General features: G+C 53.6%; 22 protein-coding genes and 1 tRNA gene. 16 read left to right on the forward strand and 7 right to left on the reverse strand.

The features are described 5' to 3' along the window. Positions 1-6 precede the first annotated feature (6 nt). On the forward strand, positions 7-423 hold the full coding sequence (locus B347_RS0118660; protein ID WP_019411219.1) for a type II toxin-antitoxin system YafO family toxin: 417 nt from the start codon (positions 7-9) through the stop codon (positions 421-423). Positions 424-432: 9 nt separating this feature from the next. Here the strand turns inward: B347_RS0118660 and B347_RS26620 are convergent, their stop codons facing one another. Both B347_RS26620 and B347_RS0118675 read right to left on the reverse strand, forming a co-directional pair. Further along, positions 433-579, reverse strand: coding sequence for a hypothetical protein (locus B347_RS26620; RefSeq protein ID WP_157786895.1), 147 nt, complete (start codon positions 577-579; stop codon positions 433-435). A 690-nt stretch (positions 580-1,269) separates the two neighbouring features. After that, positions 1,270-1,605 carry a helix-turn-helix domain-containing protein gene (locus B347_RS0118675; RefSeq protein WP_019411222.1) on the reverse strand — a complete coding sequence of 112 codons (336 nt, stop codon included), beginning with the start codon at positions 1,603-1,605 and terminating at the stop codon, positions 1,270-1,272. An 84-nt stretch (positions 1,606-1,689) separates the two neighbouring features. Between B347_RS0118675 and B347_RS0118680 the strand changes: the two genes are divergently transcribed. The 10 genes from B347_RS0118680 (at position 1,690) to B347_RS0118725 (ending at position 8,390) form a co-directional block, all read left to right on the forward strand. Beyond that, on the forward strand, positions 1,690-1,902 hold the full coding sequence (locus B347_RS0118680; RefSeq protein ID WP_019411223.1) for a DNA-binding protein: 213 nt from the start codon (positions 1,690-1,692) through the stop codon (positions 1,900-1,902). Positions 1,903-1,931: 29 nt separating this feature from the next. Continuing rightward, positions 1,932-2,405 carry a YmfL family putative regulatory protein gene (locus B347_RS0118685; RefSeq protein WP_019411224.1) on the forward strand — a complete coding sequence of 158 codons (474 nt, stop codon included), beginning with the start codon at positions 1,932-1,934 and terminating at the stop codon, positions 2,403-2,405. Next, positions 2,402-2,692 (forward strand): ogr/Delta-like zinc finger family protein, encoded by a 291-nt coding sequence (locus tag B347_RS0118690; RefSeq protein WP_019411225.1) that lies wholly within the window; start codon positions 2,402-2,404, stop codon positions 2,690-2,692. The genes B347_RS0118685 and B347_RS0118690 overlap by 4 nt, the downstream gene beginning before the upstream one ends. Beyond that, entirely contained in the window at positions 2,689-3,060 is a 372-nt protein-coding gene (locus B347_RS0118695) for a hypothetical protein (RefSeq protein ID WP_019411226.1), read from the forward strand. The genes B347_RS0118690 and B347_RS0118695 overlap by 4 nt, the downstream gene beginning before the upstream one ends. 72 nt (positions 3,061-3,132) lie before the next feature. After that, positions 3,133-3,375 carry a hypothetical protein gene (locus B347_RS0118700; RefSeq protein ID WP_019411227.1) on the forward strand — a complete coding sequence of 81 codons (243 nt, stop codon included), beginning with the start codon at positions 3,133-3,135 and terminating at the stop codon, positions 3,373-3,375. Further along, a complete protein-coding gene (locus B347_RS0118705; RefSeq protein WP_019411228.1) occupies positions 3,372-6,092 on the forward strand; it encodes a toprim domain-containing protein in 2,721 nt (906 codons plus the stop codon). Before B347_RS0118700 ends, B347_RS0118705 begins: the two co-directional genes overlap by 4 nt. 26 nt (positions 6,093-6,118) lie before the next feature. Further along, positions 6,119-6,484 (forward strand): DUF7673 family protein, encoded by a 366-nt coding sequence (locus tag B347_RS0118710; RefSeq protein ID WP_019411229.1) that lies wholly within the window; start codon positions 6,119-6,121, stop codon positions 6,482-6,484. 77 nt (positions 6,485-6,561) lie between these two features. Next, positions 6,562-6,912, forward strand: coding sequence for an Arc family DNA-binding protein (locus B347_RS27065; RefSeq protein ID WP_019411230.1), 351 nt, complete (start codon positions 6,562-6,564; stop codon positions 6,910-6,912). Then, positions 6,899-7,105, forward strand: coding sequence for a hypothetical protein (locus B347_RS26085; protein ID WP_192812394.1), 207 nt, complete (start codon positions 6,899-6,901; stop codon positions 7,103-7,105). The genes B347_RS27065 and B347_RS26085 overlap by 14 nt, the downstream gene beginning before the upstream one ends. Before the next feature lie 109 nt (positions 7,106-7,214). Continuing rightward, positions 7,215-8,390: an Arm DNA-binding domain-containing protein gene (locus B347_RS0118725; RefSeq protein WP_019411231.1), complete on the forward strand. Its 1,176-nt coding sequence runs from the start codon at positions 7,215-7,217 to the stop codon at positions 8,388-8,390. Positions 8,391-8,571: 181 nt separating this feature from the next. Here B347_RS0118725 and B347_RS0118730 read toward each other — a convergent pair whose 3' ends face one another. Both B347_RS0118730 and B347_RS0118735 read right to left on the reverse strand, forming a co-directional pair. After that, positions 8,572-9,255, reverse strand: a complete 684-nt coding sequence (locus B347_RS0118730) for a hypothetical protein (protein ID WP_019411232.1) — start codon at positions 9,253-9,255, stop codon at positions 8,572-8,574. Positions 9,256-9,512: 257 nt separating this feature from the next. Then, positions 9,513-9,602 (reverse strand) — tRNA-Ser (locus B347_RS0118735). 308 nt (positions 9,603-9,910) lie between these two features. On the opposite strand from B347_RS0118735, the gene B347_RS0118740 reads away from it, so the two are divergent. The 3 genes from B347_RS0118740 to B347_RS0118750 all read left to right on the forward strand — a co-directional run bounded on the left by B347_RS0118740 (position 9,911) and on the right by B347_RS0118750 (position 12,645). Then, a complete protein-coding gene (locus B347_RS0118740) occupies positions 9,911-10,600 on the forward strand; it encodes a crotonase/enoyl-CoA hydratase family protein (RefSeq protein ID WP_019411233.1) in 690 nt (229 codons plus the stop codon). A 207-nt stretch (positions 10,601-10,807) separates the two neighbouring features. Beyond that, the gene (locus B347_RS0118745) at positions 10,808-11,590 is read left to right on the forward strand and encodes a lysophospholipid acyltransferase family protein (RefSeq protein ID WP_019411234.1); all 783 of its coding nucleotides are present in this window, start codon (positions 10,808-10,810) and stop codon (positions 11,588-11,590) included. An 83-nt stretch (positions 11,591-11,673) separates the two neighbouring features. Beyond that, positions 11,674-12,645, forward strand: a complete 972-nt coding sequence (locus B347_RS0118750; protein WP_019411235.1) for a magnesium and cobalt transport protein CorA — start codon at positions 11,674-11,676, stop codon at positions 12,643-12,645. 89 nt (positions 12,646-12,734) lie between these two features. Here B347_RS0118750 and B347_RS0118755 read toward each other — a convergent pair whose 3' ends face one another. Then, positions 12,735-13,463, reverse strand: a complete 729-nt coding sequence (locus B347_RS0118755) for an amidotransferase (RefSeq protein WP_019411236.1) — start codon at positions 13,461-13,463, stop codon at positions 12,735-12,737. Between the two features lie 564 nt (positions 13,464-14,027). On the opposite strand from B347_RS0118755, the gene B347_RS25230 reads away from it, so the two are divergent. Both B347_RS25230 and B347_RS0118770 read left to right on the forward strand, forming a co-directional pair. Continuing rightward, on the forward strand, positions 14,028-14,882 hold the full coding sequence (locus B347_RS25230; protein WP_019411238.1) for a c-type cytochrome: 855 nt from the start codon (positions 14,028-14,030) through the stop codon (positions 14,880-14,882). Positions 14,883-14,976: 94 nt separating this feature from the next. Continuing rightward, positions 14,977-15,750 carry an alpha/beta fold hydrolase gene (locus B347_RS0118770; RefSeq protein WP_026014282.1) on the forward strand — a complete coding sequence of 258 codons (774 nt, stop codon included), beginning with the start codon at positions 14,977-14,979 and terminating at the stop codon, positions 15,748-15,750. Between the two features lie 385 nt (positions 15,751-16,135). On the opposite strand, the gene B347_RS0118780 is transcribed toward B347_RS0118770, so the two are convergent. Next, a complete protein-coding gene (locus tag B347_RS0118780) occupies positions 16,136-16,477 on the reverse strand; it encodes a ribonuclease E inhibitor RraB (RefSeq protein ID WP_019411241.1) in 342 nt (113 codons plus the stop codon). A 266-nt stretch (positions 16,478-16,743) separates the two neighbouring features. Beyond that, positions 16,744-17,349 (reverse strand): START domain-containing protein, encoded by a 606-nt coding sequence (locus B347_RS0118785; protein WP_019411242.1) that lies wholly within the window; start codon positions 17,347-17,349, stop codon positions 16,744-16,746. Positions 17,350-17,373 lie beyond the last annotated feature (24 nt).

The raw sequence follows: 17,373 nt of genomic DNA on the forward strand, positions 1-17,373 counted from the left end.
GTATCAATGCCTGCTGTCAAAATATCTGCACTTTTTCAAGACATCGAACATTGGGAAAACTTCGCCGCACACTTTTTTAACTACAAAGTGTGCGGCGATTTGCCTGGTATTTTCGGTCGAGATGAAAAGCTTGATCTGGAGGGGATTTGGCACATTCACTTGGCCACCACCTTGAATGTGCAAAGCCTATGGGCCAAGCATAGAGATCAGTACTACCGCACTACCCGCCTCAACGATCCGGACAATGATTACTGGCTGCTCTACGCGTATGACAACTACCGCGATGAATACCTGCTACTGACTATTCTTGGGCCAGATGCTCACAGTCGACAGGAATGGGGATCTTACCTGCGTAATATTCATACCCAGATTGTTGAGCCGTGGGTCGTGGGATCTGTGGTTTATCCGGATATCGATGATTAGACAGAACGACTAATTGCCACCTTCTTCGATGCAATGTTCGACCATGTCATATTCAGTGCCCCATTGACGCTCACATGAGCGGCGCAAGGTGCCTGAGTAATTGCGTTCTATGTTGTCTTTGGCAGTCCTGCGCTCTTTGGCACAATGCTCTTGCATGTCGAATTCATTGGGCCACTCTCTGGCGCAGCGGGTTGCAATTTCGTCTTTTGAGGCACGAGCTATCGCGCTCTTGGATGACTGCTGCTCTTTAATGCAGTGCAAAACCATTTCATAGTTAGTGCCCCACTCGGACTCACAGTGGGTGCGTATCGGGCCTGAATACTTACTAAGGCTGCGAACGGCGCTTCGCTGTTCTGTAACGCAATGATTGTACATATCACGATCACTGGGCCATTCATCTCGGCAATGGTTGGCGATAGCTTGCTCGTCGGACCAAGCCATGCTGCTCAAAGCCATTAAACACAACGTTGCGTAGACGTTTCTTAACATCATCCCTCTCCCTATCCCCAACCTATCGTCGATCACTTCGGCAATCCGCAATGACCCTGGAAGCCCAAGCAAATGCTTGGGCCGAAGACCCTTTCGAGGTCAACCTGACGTTAATGAAAAAACCTCAGCCATTCGACGAATGTAGCGCCTGTCATGCTCAGACATTTCCCTATACAGCGTAAGAAGCATCCTTTCATCGTCAGTCAATGAGGTGTCCAGGACCAACTTATTGTTTTCGCTAGGGTTGGGTCTGTTTTGGTTCGACATGCTCTGTACTCCATTTCTCGCATAGTCGAATGGACGTTAAAGGGGGCAATTTGGAATTTAAGCGGGGGAAGTACTCCATTACTTGAAGGACTATTCCTTTAGTTTTGTAGAAACCTCCCACATAGCACCCACGATTCGATGGACGGCTTTTTTGTCCGCGTCAGCTAATGCCCTGTATTGGTTTACCAGCTTGTCTTCGGCAACCGTAAACCCTTCGACAACCTGTGGGGTCGCGACGCCTGTGACCACGTAAAGGATGTCGACACCCTTTTCAGCCACAGCCGCGAGATAGGCCGCGTCTGGGGCTCGCTCACCCTTTTCATAGTTGTACTGACTATTTTTCGAGGCGCCAGCCACAGCCGCAAGCTCGGTCTGATTGAGCCCCAAACGCTCCCGCTCCTCTTTGAGGCGATCACCGATTCCCACATTCGTCTCCATTAAGGCTTTACAATCCCACGATCATGGGAAATACTTTGCCTGTCATCACACTAAATCACACGATCCGAGACTATGCCGAACGCATCCCACATAGAGCAAGCCTGCCAAGAGGCCCGTGATCGCTTGGGACGCCTCGGCATTACGACGCGAGACTGGGCCAAAAAGCACGAGCTCCACCCCTCAACCGTTTACGCGGTGCTCAACGGACAAAAGAAATGCTTGCGCGGAGAGGCGCACCGAGCCGCTGTTCTACTTGGTATCAAAGATGGCGAGATCACAAATTAAAGCTGCGGACGACAAGGAGAAACCAGAAGATGAAACGCCCAGTTCTAGCAACTCGCAAAGACGTTGTCAGCACAGTTATCTGCAACTATCCCGGCGGTCGTGCGCAGGCAGCTGCGTGCCTCGGTATACCGCTTAAGCGGTTTGATAATCAGGCTTACGAAAACGCCGGCAGTCGCCCACTGACGGACGAGTGCATTTTCAAACTTGAGCAGCATTGCGGGACAACCTTTCTGCCCAGTTATGTGGCGCGAATGTACGGCGGCATGTTTGTGCCGTTGGCCACTCCCGAAACGCTGGATAACGTCGAGCTGTTTAATCACTCAGTCAAAGCAGCCGCCAAGCGCGGTTGTGTCGATCAGATGATTGCCCAGGCGCTGGATGACGGGGTAATCAAAAAGCACGAGGCCGACGCCATTGTCAGCGCCTTGAGCCTTTATATGTCTGCCCGGTACGCCGAAGTGCTGGCAACGATCCAGTTGTACAGCGCAGGAATCGTGAGATGAGCACCTACAAACTCATCTGCCCCCATTGCCAGTCACGCATGCGGATTCGTACCAGCGAGGGTAAGCACATCTTTCTTCGCGTTGCGTACCTGCAGTGCATGAACGAGGCCTGCGGCTGGGCGGTACGCGCCGAGTTTGAAATGACCCACGAGATGAGCCCAAGCGGTATGGCCAACCCTACGGTCAAGTTACCCATTGCCACGACCGCGCAACGCCGAGCAGCAATGGTCAGCGTGGCCGTTTACCCCGACCTGTTGGATCAATTGGATATGGAGCCTGCCACATGAACTCAGCACCTCACATCGAGCATCAGGAATACCAGGTCAGCATGCAGTTAGCGGCACTGCATTTTCTGCAGCGCCACCAAGCTGAATACCTGGGCAACGATCAGTTGTTGTTTTGTAGGGCGGTACGGCACCTTTCCGGGGTTCTGGACGTGCCTGTGCATATGGCAGAAAAGCTAGTGACTCATGCGTATGGCGACTTGAAGTGCAGTAACAATCGCCACTTGCTGGATGTGGGCGCCAGCTCCACCACCGTAGCCGTGGTAACGGATCCGTCGAGCGGCCTGACGTGGGCGGTGCCGATCAATTTAATTTATGAACGCATCATCAACGCGACCGACACTCGCCGGTTGCGCCTCGTTACGCCTTAGCCCTTAACCCGCCCACCCCTTCCCTGCTTGCAATGGGTTTGGGTGAACTGCACCCAAAATTTGAGGTGGACCATGAAACAGCCCGTCGAAATCAGCGCCGAGTTCACTCAGCAAGAGGCGCAGGTACTGCTTGCGGAATTGCGAGCCCGTTACGGCCAGGTGCTGAACGAACTCTGGTACGGCGATCAGTTTCGTCTGGTTCCCGAAGGGTTGCGTCATGGCGCCATTCTCAGTGCCATGCCGGTGATGGCGGCTCAAAAGCGCCTGCTGGGCGCGCTCATACACAGCCTAAGTGCAGTGAAGTACTCCCAATGAATATGGAACATGATCTGCGCACCGACGTTCTTCAGCGGTTGGAGCAGCATTACGGCCTGAAACGCCGTCAACACACCGATTACATGCGTGGCGGCAAGTGTCCGGCATGCGGTAAGAAAGAGCTGTATGCCCACTACGCGAACCCTTGGCTGATCGTTTGTGGCCGTGAAGGCAAGTGCGCGCAAAGCTGGCACGTCAAAGAGCTTTATGAGGATTTGTTTGACGACTGGAGCAAGCACGCGCCGGCAACCGACCAGCATCCCAATGCAACGGCCCGCGCCTATCTGGAGTTTGCCCGCGGCTTTCGTTTTGAGCTGATTCAGGGCTGGTTTACCCAAGAGTCGTTTTATTCGGCGCAGCACAACGCCGGAAGCGCGACAGTGCGTTTTGCCTTGGAGAAAGGCGGTTATTGGGAGCGCCTGATCGACCGCCCTCACCGCTTCGGCAAGATGAAAGCCCGCTTCAAACGACAAGACAGTTACAAGGGGGTGTGGTGGTGCCCACCGTGTGTTGAGCTGTTAGAGGTGAAAGAGCTGTGGATCGTCGAAGGGATTTTCGATGCCATTGCGTTGGCGCATCACGACATCGCGGCGGTTTCGGCCATGTCATCGAATGCCTTCCCGGATGCCTCATTAAAAGAGTTGTCACGCCAACGTGGCGGCAAGTTGCCCAAGCTGATTTGGGCACTGGACAACGAGCCCGGTGCACACCGTTACACCAAGCGCTGGGTGCGGATGGCGCGCGACCTTGGCTATGTGTGCGAGGCGGCGCAGATCCCGCAGCCCGACAACCGCAAGCTGGACTGGAACGATCTGCATCAACGTTGGGGGGTGATTGATAACCTTGATAAACGCGCTGAGCGCGTTGCCCAAGACCTGAAAGCTGCCCGTTATCACGGTGCTCTGTTGATCGCTGAAAGCGCTGCTGAAAAAGGCGTACTGATGTACGAGTGGCGCGAGCGGCACGAGTTTCACTTCGGGTTCGACAGCCGTTTGTATTGGTTCAAGATGGATTTGTTGAAGTTCGATAAGGCCATGCAGACCCTTGATGCGTCTGAGCGTCAGGAGGACCAGGTACTTACCGATAGACAGCGCCGCGACAAAGCCCTGCGCCAGTGCGGCGGCGTTGTTGAGATTGCTAACTGCTATCCGCAGGCGCTGTATTTCCAGCGTAATGAAGTGACGGATGAGTCCTGGTATTACTTCCGCATCGACTTCCCGCATGACGGTAGCAGCGTCAAAAATACGTTCACCGGCAGTCAGGTGGCAGCGGCCAGCGAGTTTAAAAAACGGCTGTTGGGCATGGCCGCCGGTGCGGTGTTTACCGGCAGTGGCCAGCACCTCGACAAGATCATGAAAGATCAGCTGTTTGGGCTGAAAACGGTCGAGACCATCGACTTTATCGGCTACAGCAAGCAACACGGCAGTTATGTGTTTGGCGACATTGCGGTGCGCGGTGGCGTGCTCAGTGAGGTCAATAAAGAGGACTATTTTGAGTTCGGCAAGCTGCGTTTGAAGACGCTGCAAAAGTCCAACCCGATGCACATCCAGCGTGACGCCAAGGAGTATCGCGAAGACTGGTTACCGATGCTGTGGACGTGCTTCGGCGCCAATGGTGTGGTCGCGCTGACCTTTTGGTTTGGCTCGCTGTTCGCCGAGCAGATCCGGGCGCAGTACAAGTCGTTTCCGTTTCTGGAGGCCACCGGCGAAGCCGGCGCCGGGAAAACCACACTGCTGACTTTTTTGTGGAAGTTGTTGGGCCAAGAGAAGGAAGGTTTCGACCCTTCGAAATCCACCCGCGCTGGACGCCAACGCGCCATGGGGCAAGTGTCCAACATGCCGGTGGTGTTGATCGAAGGTGACCGTAATGAGCCGGACAAGCTGCATGCCAAGGGGTTCGACTGGGACGAGTTGAAGGAGTTTTTCGGCGGCGGGACCTTGGGCACTAAAGGCATGAAGACCAGCGGCAACGAAACCTATGAACCTCCGTTTCGCGCCACCATCGCCATCAGCCAGAACGCCGCTGTGAGCGCGTCCGAAGCGATCCTGACGCGTATCGTCAAACTGCATTTTGCGCGCCCTTCGGTGACGACAGAGAGCCGTATTGCCGCTGATAACTTGAACCAGATCCAGGTTGAGCAGTTGAGTTACTTCTTGCTCAAGGCGGTGCGGGCAGAGCCACAGGTGATGACCACGTTTGCCGAGCGTGTGGTTGTCCACGAGGAGCGTCTACGCAAGCTCAAGGACATCCGCGTCGAGCGGATTATCAAAAATCACAGCCAGATGTTGGCCCTGCTCGATTGCCTGCGGCTGGTCTGCCCGCTGGATGAAAACCAATTAGCCAGCACTCAACAGCAACTCACGGTGATGGCGCTTGAGCGTCAATCGGCAATCAGTGCCGATCACCCGTTGGTGGCCGAGTTCTGGGAGGTTTACGAGTACCTGGAAAGCCTGGGCGAAGGCCAGCAGGTGAACCACAGCGCCGATCCGAAAGTGATCGCGATCCATCTGAACGGGTTCGTCAAGTTGGCCCGAGAGCACCACCAGACGGTGGCTGATTTGAAGGTGTTGCGACCGCTACTGGAAAACTCCCGTAGTCGCAAATTACTGGATGCCAACAAATCCACTTACAGCGTGATTCACGCGGCGCAAGCGGCGGCAAACCCTTTACGTGAGAAACCAAAATCTGTGCGCTGCTGGGTGTTCCAGAGCGCTTAAACCGCTGTACTCAGAGGAACGACACCATGCAAGCACACCCCCAAAACTCTTCCGTCATTGAGGCCGTTGCGGCTCGACTCGCAATCGAAGAACGGGGACGCCCGGCGATAAAAGATGCGGGCTTAGCTGCCCTTCATCGACTGTTACCTGTAGCCCAACGTAAGACGGGGCAAAGCCGCATTGTCGGGTGCTTTCTGCTGAGCCTCTACAACGGCCATGCATTCCCCTTTCCGCTGACCGATCTGCGCGCACTGGATACGAGTTTGTTCAAAGACTGCTTAGCCCTGTTGCGCATGGATCAGCGCCCGGAAATGGAGGTGCATGAATATGTCGAGGACGGCGACGCCATTTGGTCACAACTAAAAAAGGACTGGGCCGTAAGGCAGATGTGAAACCGAAACGACCGAAAAAGAAGTGGCGCCAAGGGGCTGCAACCCCTCGACGCCGACCACCCCAAAGGAGAAGCACCATGCAAGTGAGTCAACCTCAAGGCAGCACCGTAAAGGCTACCACGAACCGTTATGACTCTCGCACCGCCGAGAAATTTGTACTGCGAATGCCTGACGGGATGCGCTCGCGAATTGAGGCCTTGGCCAGCGAACGTCATCGGAGCATGAACTCGGAAATCACCATCCGCCTTGAACGCTCTTTTATTAATACTGATTTGGTCGAGCGGCAAAGCCTGCTCATTCAGCAATTGAGTACCCGCATTGATGACCTGGAGCAGATCAATACAAATTTGCGTGAACACGTTAAAGACCTGATCGCCGACTGTGATGTGTTTAGTGAGCAATTGGGGAATGGCCATGAACAACGGTAAGGCTTTTCCGTGGAATCTGGAGCTGACGGGGATGTGTGATGTGTGCGGCAAGTCGCGTTCGCATGGCAATCATCAGAAGTGCAGTAAGAAGCGTCAGGCACTTAATCAGCAGCGCCGAGCGGAGGAAGCACAATTAGGTGTAGTACTCCCTAGAAAAAGTGCTGGGTTGTTCTGGTTACTTCGGCAGAGTTGATTGGTTAAGACTCACCCCGCAAACACGCGCAGCACGGAAAGGCCAAGTAACGGGCCTTTCCTGTTTTCACGCGCTGGGCAGTTATTCAAGACAGGGTGCGGGAATAAACATGGCTGATGGTGTAGAGGCCCGTGGCAATTCGGTGCGGGTGTATTTTCGTTTTAATGGAGAGTTGTGCCGGGAGCGAATATCCGGTGGCAATACAGCGGCCAATCGTGAGCATGCACACCGCCTTGTGAACATCATCGAATACGAAATACAAACCGGAACGTTCAACTACAGCAGGCACTTCCCCCTTTCAGCCAGACTGGTCGAAAACACGTTTGGTCATTACCTGGACCTTTGGCTGAAGATCAAAAGCAACAGTGTTGCCGCAACCTCTTATCGCGGCTACAGCAACAAGGCAGAAGTGCATGTACGGCCGCGCTGGGGAAAAGTCCAAATTGAGCAGATTGATCACATCGACTTGCAAGAGTGGGTGCAGGACACACTGTCAAAAAGACTCAGTAACAAAACCATCCGCGACATCGTCAGCAATGTGCGCCAAGTGTTCAGGCTCTACCGCACTCGTATGAAGGTCGCGCATGACCCAACAGAAGGGTTATTTGTACGTCTGCCCGATCCAGAAGCACCAGACCCATTCACCAGGGCGGAAATAAGGCAGATCCTTGAAACGCCGTCCGAGCGAACGCAAGAGTTGTTTATGGTGCAGTTCATGATTTGGGCGGGGCCACGGGTGTCAGAAACCATAGCTCTAGCTTGGGAGGATGTCGACTTAAAACAAGGGATGGTAACCTTCCGCCGATCCAAGGTGCGCGGGGCTTATCGGGTGACGAAAACACGGCGTTCGACGCGCAAGGTTAGATTGTTAGAGCCTGCATGGGATGCACTGCGCAAAATCGACATAATGAATAAGAAGAATCCGGAAACGGTCGATATCGTTGAGCGGGACAACAAAACAGTGCGAAAGCACACATTGCACTTCGTCTTCTTAAACAGCAAAAGCGGCTTGCCACACGCCAATGACTTTGTCGTGCGTGATCGGTTCTTTAAAGCTCATTTACTGGCTGCTGGAGTGAGGTATCGCGGACCGGGGCAGTGCCGGCACACCTATGCGAGTCAATTGCTGACTACAGGGGTTGTCTCGATAGACTGGATTGCTGAGCAGATGGGGCATACGAATGGGAATATGATCCGGCAGCATTATGGGACTTGGATTAATGAGGACGGGCCGGATGTGGTGGGGATGTTGGAGGTTGCTCTGAAGATTCAGCCTAAAAATTGAGATCTGAGGCTCATTAGTACTAACTGCCGGTAAGCACGAGAAAATCCTGACTATGGAACAATAAACCTCTTAAATTCGCGTGGAAACTCGTGATTGATGTCTTGTTTCAAGTGATGAAGATTAATTTTTTGGAAAGAGTCTTCATAAGGTATTGTAAGTACATCGATCTGTGTTGCCACACCTAAAACAAGTCCGGTCTTCGGAACAACTTCAGAGGGCATACCAATATGTATGACCAGCCCGTCAAAGTAGAATCTATAAAAAGGCACTGTTTTTTTATATTGGAATCTAAATCTTCAATGATTTTTACCGACGTAATCGGACTCATATTTTGTCGTTCCCCGATAGTCGATAACTGAACAAGCTCTACAGAGAAGAGCATAGGGTCGCCCGAGTCTGATGCGAGAATCATGTCTCGCAGTTGATGTTGCTGAGCGAGAGAGAGATTAATTTCTGCTGCTACCGGTAGCGTTGAAACCGCCCAACGCCATAGAAGAGATAGGAAGAAAAGGCGGATTTTATCTTGATTTTCAAATGAAACTCTTCTGTACCCTTTAGCTCCACTGAATATACGGTGCAGACTTGGCTCAAGGCACGGAGCCTCTCCCCAACTGCTCCACACTAGCTTGTGCATTCGCAATACGGTTATCGCATAACTATCTAGGTCTGCTAAGACGTCCTCACCTTTACGGGTAACGATTTTCGGGTCATACCAGCTCGTGAAACTCCGTGTTGGGCGGACACGGTTTCCCGCTGACACAAAATATGCCCCCGGAAACACCGGTGCGGACAAGGCCTGCGGGATTAAATGGGATTTTACAAAAGTGCCATTGGCACCTGTCAGCAAGCATTTTCCTAAGGCCATTTCCATCTCCTATAGCATGTCGTCAATCGTAATTGCTCACACAACCTATACGCCAAATAAAAAAAGAGTGCACTTGGTCAAAACAGCCCATTTTACCGAATCGGCGCTCATGTAAAGGTCCACTTACCCAGTCTAGAAAGACCCCATGACTGTACGCATGTTCCCATTTTGTTCCCATATCACCCTTTTTCCACACGCCAGAAACCACAAACCCCCGACTTTCTCTAGGAAAATCAGGGGTTTGTGTTTACTTAATGTGGCGGTGAAGGAGAGATTCGAACTCTCGATACAATTTCTTGTATACACACTTTCCAGGCGTGCTCCTTAAGCCACTCGGACACTTCACCGTATCTCTTCAAACATGTTCTGTCTGTCGAGGCGCGCTAATGTAGTCGAAAGCTTTCGATATGACAAATGTTTTTTTCAGAATTTTCATGCGGTTACGGGGTTCGGCGTTTTTACGCCACAACTTAAGGGGGTATATCTGCCATTTTCCAGCCTTGGCACTCCGACGCCTATACGGCAACCCTCAGGCACGCTGGCGTCTATATAGAAGGCGCGGGGCATTTGTCTGACTCATCAGTCAGTCTCCGCGCTTTACCTGCGACGTGGGGCTGGGTAACGTCTGCCTCACTTCAATACAAGGAATTGCGCCATGAGTGACTTGATTGCTTATCACCTAGAAGACGGTATCGCTACGCTGACCCTGAACAATGGCAAGGTAAATGCTATTTCCCCGGATGTGATTGCTGCCTTTAATGCAGCGCTGGATCAGGCGGAACAGGATCGGGCGGTGGTGATTATTACCGGGCAGCCGGGCATTCTGTCGGGCGGTTATGACTTGAAGGTGATGACGGCAGGTCCCGAGCAAGCAATTGATCTGGTCACTAAAGGGTCGACGCTGGCTCGTCGCCTGTTGGCGCATCCTTTTCCTGTCGTAATTGCCTGCCCTGGCCATGCAGTCGCCAAGGGGGCATTTCTGCTGTTGTCAGCGGATTACAGCATCGGCGTCGAAGGCCCATTCAGTATTGGTCTTAATGAAGTGCAAATTGGCATGACGATGCACCACGCCGGGATTGAGCTGGCCCGCGACCGGTTGCGCAAATCGGCTTTCCATCGCTCGGTGATCAACGGTGAGATGTTTAACCCGCACACTGCGCTAGACGCAGGCTTCCTCGATCTAGTGGTCAAACCCGAAGAGTTGCAGGCGAAAGCCTTGGAAGTGGCCCGCCAGTTGAAGAAGATCAATATGAAGGCGCACAAGAACACCAAACTCAAAGTGCGCAAAGAGTTGCTGGAGACGCTGGACAAGGCAATCGAGTTGGATCAACACCACGCCGTATGAATTTGTCTGCCCCGGTTACTGTCTGCGGCCGGGGCACTCTTTTGGCACGCCCACGTTGTGATCTCGCCTACACCTCTGTGCCGTAGCTCTCAGCCCTATTCGAAACATATGCTTAAACATCAGTAATCTCCTGCGTGTATCGGGGTAATTGCCGAATACAGTGCACATCCGTACACTGCGCCACCTTTTGTTCTGGCGTATCTGTAAATGCTACTTTCGTTTCGCATGGTGTTGATGAGTCTGCATTTTGTCGCTGCGGGCGTGCTCGGCGTGCTGCTGGGCATGTGCCGGCCCTTCAATCCGGACAACAGCCGATTGTGCGCCCGGCTCTATGCCTGGCCCGCGAAATGGATCTTGGGCTATAAGCTCAAGACTGAAGTCGGGCCTTTGATGGACAAGCCTCAGAGCTGTGTGGTCGTGGCCAACCATCAGTCCAATTACGACCTGTTTGTGTTCGGTAATGTGGTGCCTCGCCGCACGGTGTGTATCGGCAAGAAGAGCCTGAAGTGGGTGCCACTGTTCGGCCAGTTGTTCTGGCTCGCGGGGAATGTGTTGATTGATCGCAGCAACGCGCAAAAAGCCCGTCAATCGATGCTGACCACCACCCGCACCCTACAAGACAAAGACACCTCTATCTGGGTCTTCCCGGAGGGTACGCGCAACCTCGGCAAAACCTTGCTGCCTTTCAAAAAGGGCGCATTCCATATGGCAATCACTGCCGGGGTGCCGATTGTGCCGGTGTGCGTCAGTACCTACAGCCAGCATCTCAAGCTCAACCGCTGGCACAGTGCAGATATTCAAATCCGCTCATTGCCTGCCATTCCCACTGACGGCTTAACCCTGGATGACTTGCCCCAGTTGATGGAGCAATGCCGCGAACAGATGCGCGAGTGCATCGAGGCGATGGACCGGGAGTTGCTAGCGGAGCAACAGCGGCGTCTGGCGCCTCCTCCCGCGGACAAGACAACTGGCTCTGACCCGAACCTCTGAACGTTTGTAACGTCGAAGTGGTGGAATGCACGCTAAGCTGCATCTTCGAGCCATAACCCTTTGATGAAGAAGCGATTAGAACTATGGGCAGAGTTGTTGCTGCTGCTGTTTATAGCGAAGGCAAAAAAATCTCCAATATCACTCTGGACGAAGGCAGTGCCTGGGCTGAAAAGCCCAACCACTTCGTCTGGATTGGTCTGGAACAACCCGATGCACAAGAACTGAGCAACTTGCAGCGCCAGTTCCATCTACATGAACTGGCTATCGAAGACGCCCTTGAACAACACAGCCGGCCAAAGCTTGAGACCTTTGGTGATGCGTTGTTTATCGTCATCTACTCGCCGATTCGCCATGAAGGCAAATTAGAGTTCGTTGAGACCCATATCTTTGCGGGTAACGGTTACATCATCACCAGCCGCAATGGCCACTCTGCTTCGTACCGAGCCGTGCGCCAACGCTGCGAGGCCCGGCCACTGCTGCTGGAGCACGGCGAAGACTTCGTGCTGTATGCCCTGCTGGACTTCGTAACCGAGAGTTATCAACCCGTCAGCGTCGCCATTCATGCCGAAATCGAGCAACTCGAACGCAGCATCATGGGCAATGCATTGAATGAAGCGGACATCATTCAACTGCATGAATTACGCCGCGATGTGCTGCGATTACGTCGCTACGTGGCGCCCATGGTCGAAATTAGCGAAGAATTGCAGCGCCTCTCCTTCCCTTTTATCGACAAGAACATGCGCCCATATTTTCGGGATGTGCAAATTCACGTCACTCGGCAAATGGAAGACCTGACCACTTTGCGCGACATCGCCAGCCAGACGATTGAGATTGTTGTGCTGCTGGAGTCGTCACGCCAAAGCATTGTGCAGCGCAAGTTCGCCGCCTGGGCGGCCATTCTGGCGTTCCCTACAGCGGTGGCGGGTATTTATGGGATGAACTTCCAGAACATGCCAGAACTGACTTGGCATTACGGCTATTTCGGTGTGCTGAGCTTTATTGCGGTGGGCGTGACGGGGTTGTGGGCGAGCTTTAAGCGGTCTGGCTGGTTGTAGAGGCCCCGTTTGACGTAAGGCACGAGCGTGCCTCGCGGTCTTTTTAAGATCAAAAGATCGCGAGCAAGCTCGCGCCAAACAACCTTCTTTTACACCGATTCGACGTTGGGTTTGTTTGAGACAAAACGCATCATCCACTCGGCAACGGTGCGGCCGTGATGATCGTGTTCTAGGCTGGCGATGCCGCTGCTGTATATAGGATGCCCCAGTTGCTCCTGGCGCAAATCAAGCAACGCCCGTGAGTAGTCGTGAATGAACTCTGGGTGCCCCTGGAAGCACAGCACCTGATCATTGATGTGGTAAGCCGCGAATGGGCAGAATTCGCTGGAGGCGACCACTGTCGCGTTTTCCGGCAAGGCCGTTACTTGGTCCTGATGGCTGATCAAAAGCGTAAGGTCTTCTACCACCGGGCTCATCCACGGTGCTTTGGCCGCCAATTTGTATTGATGGGTGCCTACACCCCAGCCCTGTGTCGCCCGCTCACTCTTGCCGCCCAATAGCAGCGCCAGCAGTTGGTGACCGAAGCACACGCCGAGCAACTTGTCGCCACGCTCGTAGCGGGTCAGCAAGTAGGCTTTCAAGGTTTCGATCCAAGGATCGGTGCCGAACGAGTCTGCCTTGCTGCCGGTCACCAAGTAGGCATCAAACACTTCATCATCGGATGGGTATTCACCGTTCATCACATTGAAGATTTTGAACTCAGCGGGGATAGGCTGCTGGGAGAACAGGCGCTTGAACATCTGCCCGTAGCCCTGGTATTGATCAATAAACTCTGGACGCAGGATGTCAGTTTCCAGAATGCAGATACGTAGCGACATAAAAATACCTGGCACGATAAAGACGAAAGTAACAACGGGCTAGAGCCTGCCCTGAAACAGTAATTAATGGCAAGCACTGAACACTACTGAGCGTACTGAAAACTTAGACACCCGACTTCGTCGGGCATTTGGCGCCGGAATAATGCTCCCTGACGAACGGTAGGGTACTAATAATCTCCGACTTCCTAGTGTCGATTGCGTCTAGCTACGGGCTGACAGGGCACGCTTATAAAAGCTAATAGCGTTTTAGAAACATAATGCACTTGGATGATGTAAAAGGGTTCTAAGCCATGTGTTATGAGGCCTCTAAGGTTAAGTCTGTAAACGGGCAAGACGCTTTTTAAGGATGTGCGCCCCTACCGTGGAGCATTAGTGTTCAGGAATAACAACAAAAGGCAGGTCGCCATGTTTAAACATACGAAAATCCGTCAGGCCGGGCTCATTGTGCTCGCTACCACTTTGCTGTTGATTTTGCCGAATCTGACCAAGGTTATCGGCTAAGGTGACGCCTTGCCGTTCGAGTCGTCGCACCCGGACTACCGACAACCCATAACAGCAAACCCTTTGAAATTACTGACGCTCTTCATCATCGCCTTATTCAGCCTGCCAGTGTGTGCTGCCCAACTCGCCCTCGATTTGGGCAGCGGCACACGGACATGGCAAACCGCCGAGCTGTTGCAACACCCAGCGGCGCAAACACTGCACATCGTTGACGACGTGTCTTACAAACGGAACATGACCTACCGCGCTGTTCCGTTAGCTGCTTTGCTTGAAGGCATTAGGCCCGGCGACCACCTGCAAGCGGTCGCCCTAGACGGCTTCGCGGCTGAGCTGGCGGCCGCTCCACTCTTGAGTCAAACCGGCGCTAAAGCCTGGCTGGCGATTGAAGACCCCGCTCACCCATGGCCACCTCTAGGCGCAGGCAAGCGCACCGCAGGGCCGTTTTATCTGGTGTGGACCAACCCTCTAGCGGGGCATATCAGCCCCGAACAATGGCCTTTTGCACTGGCCACTCTGAAACGCCTGTCCCCGGTGGCTCAGCGTTTCCCGGCCTTGTTACCCGATCCGGCGCTGGCGCTCAATTCACCGATCAATCAGGGCTTCGCGCTGTTTCAGAAAAACTGCCTGGCGTGCCACCGCCTAAATGGCGCGGGTGATGCGCAGTTCGGTCCGGACCTGAACATCCCTTACAATCCGACGGAATACTTTGGCGCCGACTTTCTCAAACGCTACATTCGCGACCCGCAGAGCTTGCGCCAATGGCCGCAAGCGCGCATGCCCGGCTTTGCACCCAGCGTGCTGCCTGATCCTGAGCTGGATCAGTTGATCAGCTACTTGCAGCACATGGCCAAGCGCAAAGTGACCCCCAGTAGCGTAAGCGTCTGGTCAATACGCCCCTCTGATCCTAGAGCCCAGTAAGCCAGCACACCCATTTGTCATCGCAAATGCGATCATGTTGGGCAGTGAACTGAAGCCTGCACGCCGGGCGGCGATCCAACAAAGGGAAAAGCACATGACGACGTTCAATCACCAGGACGGCCAGCATCTTGAGATAGACCACGCGAGCCTCTACGTTGAACAGCAAGGCAACAAGGAAGGCCCTGTCTTAGTATTTCTCCACGGTGGGTTTGGTGACATTGAGACATTTAATTCCATCACCTCCCATTTGGGCCAAAACTACAGGTTGATCGGCATCGACAGCCGGGGCCAAGGAAAATCCACACTGGGTCCATCACGACTGAGCTATAAGCGTATCCAGCAAGATGTGGAAGCAGTGGTCAGGCACCTAGGACTTGAACATTTCAGCATCATCGGCCATAGCGATGGAGGGATCGCTGCACTGCGGATTGCCGCCGCCAACACTCTCCCTATAGACAAGGTGGTAGCGATTGGCGCGCACTGGGCATTGAATGCAGACGACCCAACGCGCGGCATGTATGCCGAGGTAACAGCCGAGAGCTGGCGCGAGATGTTCCCGGATAGCTACGAGAGTTATCAGGCCATGAATCCCGCACCCGATTTTGAGCGATTGGCAGTGGCACTGCGGGCGCTGTGGCTCGATTCAGACGCGGATGGCTACCCGAACGAAACTGTGCGCAACATCACCGCCGATTTGCTGGTGGTCAGGGGCGACGAAGACATGCTTGTCTCGCGCACGAATGCCGTTGAACTCGCTGATCGGGTGCCAAACGCAAGGCTTTTGAATGTTCCATTCGCCAATCACTCACCCCAAGAAGATCGACCAGAGTGGCTGATACCTGTTTTGGAAAAATTTCTCGCGAATTGATCGGTAGGAGTCCAAATTTTGTAAGCGCCCGAGGCCGGATCTGGTGCTCTGCTCATAGCGAGCCTTCAGGCACGAGGCCACGCGGGACGATCAACGTCGCCGCGCAGGAGCCGTGTTTCAACGCAGATAGACGTTAATGATGAGCGGGGCATTGACCGGCAAAAGGCACGGGTAATGGAATAGACGCAGAGTGCTGTGCTGTGTTTTGTGCACTTGCAGCCGAATCCACTTGTGAATGAGGTTATAGCGGTGTGCGATGCTGGCAATCGAAACGTCGGGCTGAATAGATGACGTGGCCGGACGCATACCCAGTAGCAGCAAAAAACCTGGCACAAAAAACAAAACGGCCAGCCCCAAGGCTAGCCGTACGTTGCGTTGATGGAAGTCAGTTCAGCAGGCCACGCACCTCCTGCTTAACACCCCAACCCTCGATAACCCCACCCAGCGGTACGACGACCGCTTCGAAGTCCTGCTCAAAATCACCAATGCCGCCATAAGTGGCGTACATCACTTTGCTCAACTCCAGATGCCAGGCACCGTCATCACGCACGTTGATCTGGGCATTCAGCGACTCACCACAAAACTTACCTGCTGCCCTGCGTGCCCGCTCCTCATCCGGGAAGATCGCGTAAAACTCAATGGGATGGATACGTGCAAAGTCAAAACCGCCTTCTTTCATGCGGCGCAGCACATAGCTGCTGAGGTCTTCTTGATGGGCTGTGCTCATGAAACGTCCTCCTCGCAATGGATAGACATTCAGCGCTCTCGGTACCGCAGTGAACGTGCCGTGGCCGAGAGAAATAAGCATGTAGCGAACAAGATCAGAGCCAGTCGATTACTTCGCTGGTCTGGGAGCAGAGTAGACCTGTCGGATATTCTCTGCCAAGGGGGAATATAAAATTTAACGTTTACAAAGGGCGACTCATAACACGCAACAACACAGGGTTAGGCACCTGGACAGATGCGCTGTCCAGGCAAAGCGCCATTTACGGGTTACTTCTCGGCGCGTTCTTTAAGCCCTTTGAGGGTATTGAACGGTGCATCAACCACAAACTTGTTAGCGACAAATGAAGGCACGCTGCCGCCTGGCTCGGTGTGCACTTGGTAGGTGACTTCAGTCAGGTTGTCGCCTTTAGGCACCAGCTTCCAGAAGCCTTCAACCTGAGCCACCCGCACGAAGCCTTTTTCTGCCGGGGCATAAGTTGGCAAGCCTTCAAGGGTCCGCGTCAAGGTGCCATCAGGCGCAACGGTCGACGTCACCAGCAAAATCGAGTCACGGGGAGTAACAGGCCACGGGGTATTAAATTGGGTGTAAGTCCAGCTCTTGTCGCCTTCGTGCTTGAGCAGCTTCTGCACTTTGCATTCATGAATCCAGGCACACGCCCCCGCCACGTCTTCTTGCAGTGCCTTGATTTTAGCCAGCGGGGCCTTGATGGTCGTCACCCCCTGATAAGCCTTGTACTTGGAGCCCGCCACTTCGCTCAACGAGACTTTGATACCGCCTTCGTCCTTTGCCACTTGCCAATCTTCTGCATGGGCCACGCCCACCAGCAGAACACTCAAACCACACGCCATTGCCACTCGATGTAACGAACCCATTGTCTTATTCCTTATTGTTAAAGG

The sequence above is a fragment of the Pseudomonas psychrophila HA-4 genome (assembly GCF_000282975.1).
GTDB lineage: Bacteria > Pseudomonadota > Gammaproteobacteria > Pseudomonadales > Pseudomonadaceae > Aquipseudomonas > Aquipseudomonas psychrophila_A.

Bases quoted from the DNA above. Each gene is read 5' to 3' on its own strand.
- B347_RS0118780 (WP_019411241.1), bottom strand. From the start codon at position 16,477: ATGAGCACAGCCCATCAAGAAGACCTCAGCAGCTATGTGCTGCGCCGC.
- B347_RS0118750 (WP_019411235.1), top strand. From the start codon at position 11,674: ATGGGCAGAGTTGTTGCTGCTGCTGTTTATAGCGAAGGCAAAAAAATC.
- B347_RS0118695 (WP_019411226.1), top strand. From the start codon at position 2,689: ATGAACTCAGCACCTCACATCGAGCATCAGGAATACCAGGTCAGCATG.
- B347_RS0118705 (WP_019411228.1), top strand. From the start codon at position 3,372: ATGAATATGGAACATGATCTGCGCACCGACGTTCTTCAGCGGTTGGAG.
- B347_RS0118770 (WP_026014282.1), top strand. From the start codon at position 14,977: ATGACGACGTTCAATCACCAGGACGGCCAGCATCTTGAGATAGACCAC.
- B347_RS0118740 (WP_019411233.1), top strand. From the start codon at position 9,911: ATGAGTGACTTGATTGCTTATCACCTAGAAGACGGTATCGCTACGCTG.
- B347_RS0118755 (WP_019411236.1), bottom strand. From the start codon at position 13,463: ATGTCGCTACGTATCTGCATTCTGGAAACTGACATCCTGCGTCCAGAG.
- B347_RS0118660 (WP_019411219.1), top strand. From the start codon at position 7: ATGCCTGCTGTCAAAATATCTGCACTTTTTCAAGACATCGAACATTGG.
- B347_RS26085 (WP_192812394.1), top strand. From the start codon at position 6,899: ATGAACAACGGTAAGGCTTTTCCGTGGAATCTGGAGCTGACGGGGATG.
- B347_RS26620 (WP_157786895.1), bottom strand. From the start codon at position 579: ATGCAAGAGCATTGTGCCAAAGAGCGCAGGACTGCCAAAGACAACATA.
- B347_RS0118700 (WP_019411227.1), top strand. From the start codon at position 3,133: ATGAAACAGCCCGTCGAAATCAGCGCCGAGTTCACTCAGCAAGAGGCG.
- B347_RS0118730 (WP_019411232.1), bottom strand. From the start codon at position 9,255: ATGGCCTTAGGAAAATGCTTGCTGACAGGTGCCAATGGCACTTTTGTA.
- B347_RS0118745 (WP_019411234.1), top strand. From the start codon at position 10,808: ATGCTACTTTCGTTTCGCATGGTGTTGATGAGTCTGCATTTTGTCGCT.
- B347_RS0118725 (WP_019411231.1), top strand. From the start codon at position 7,215: ATGGCTGATGGTGTAGAGGCCCGTGGCAATTCGGTGCGGGTGTATTTT.
- B347_RS0118680 (WP_019411223.1), top strand. From the start codon at position 1,690: ATGCCGAACGCATCCCACATAGAGCAAGCCTGCCAAGAGGCCCGTGAT.
- B347_RS27065 (WP_019411230.1), top strand. From the start codon at position 6,562: ATGCAAGTGAGTCAACCTCAAGGCAGCACCGTAAAGGCTACCACGAAC.
- B347_RS0118690 (WP_019411225.1), top strand. From the start codon at position 2,402: ATGAGCACCTACAAACTCATCTGCCCCCATTGCCAGTCACGCATGCGG.
- B347_RS0118785 (WP_019411242.1), bottom strand. From the start codon at position 17,349: ATGGGTTCGTTACATCGAGTGGCAATGGCGTGTGGTTTGAGTGTTCTG.
- B347_RS0118710 (WP_019411229.1), top strand. From the start codon at position 6,119: ATGCAAGCACACCCCCAAAACTCTTCCGTCATTGAGGCCGTTGCGGCT.
- B347_RS0118685 (WP_019411224.1), top strand. From the start codon at position 1,932: ATGAAACGCCCAGTTCTAGCAACTCGCAAAGACGTTGTCAGCACAGTT.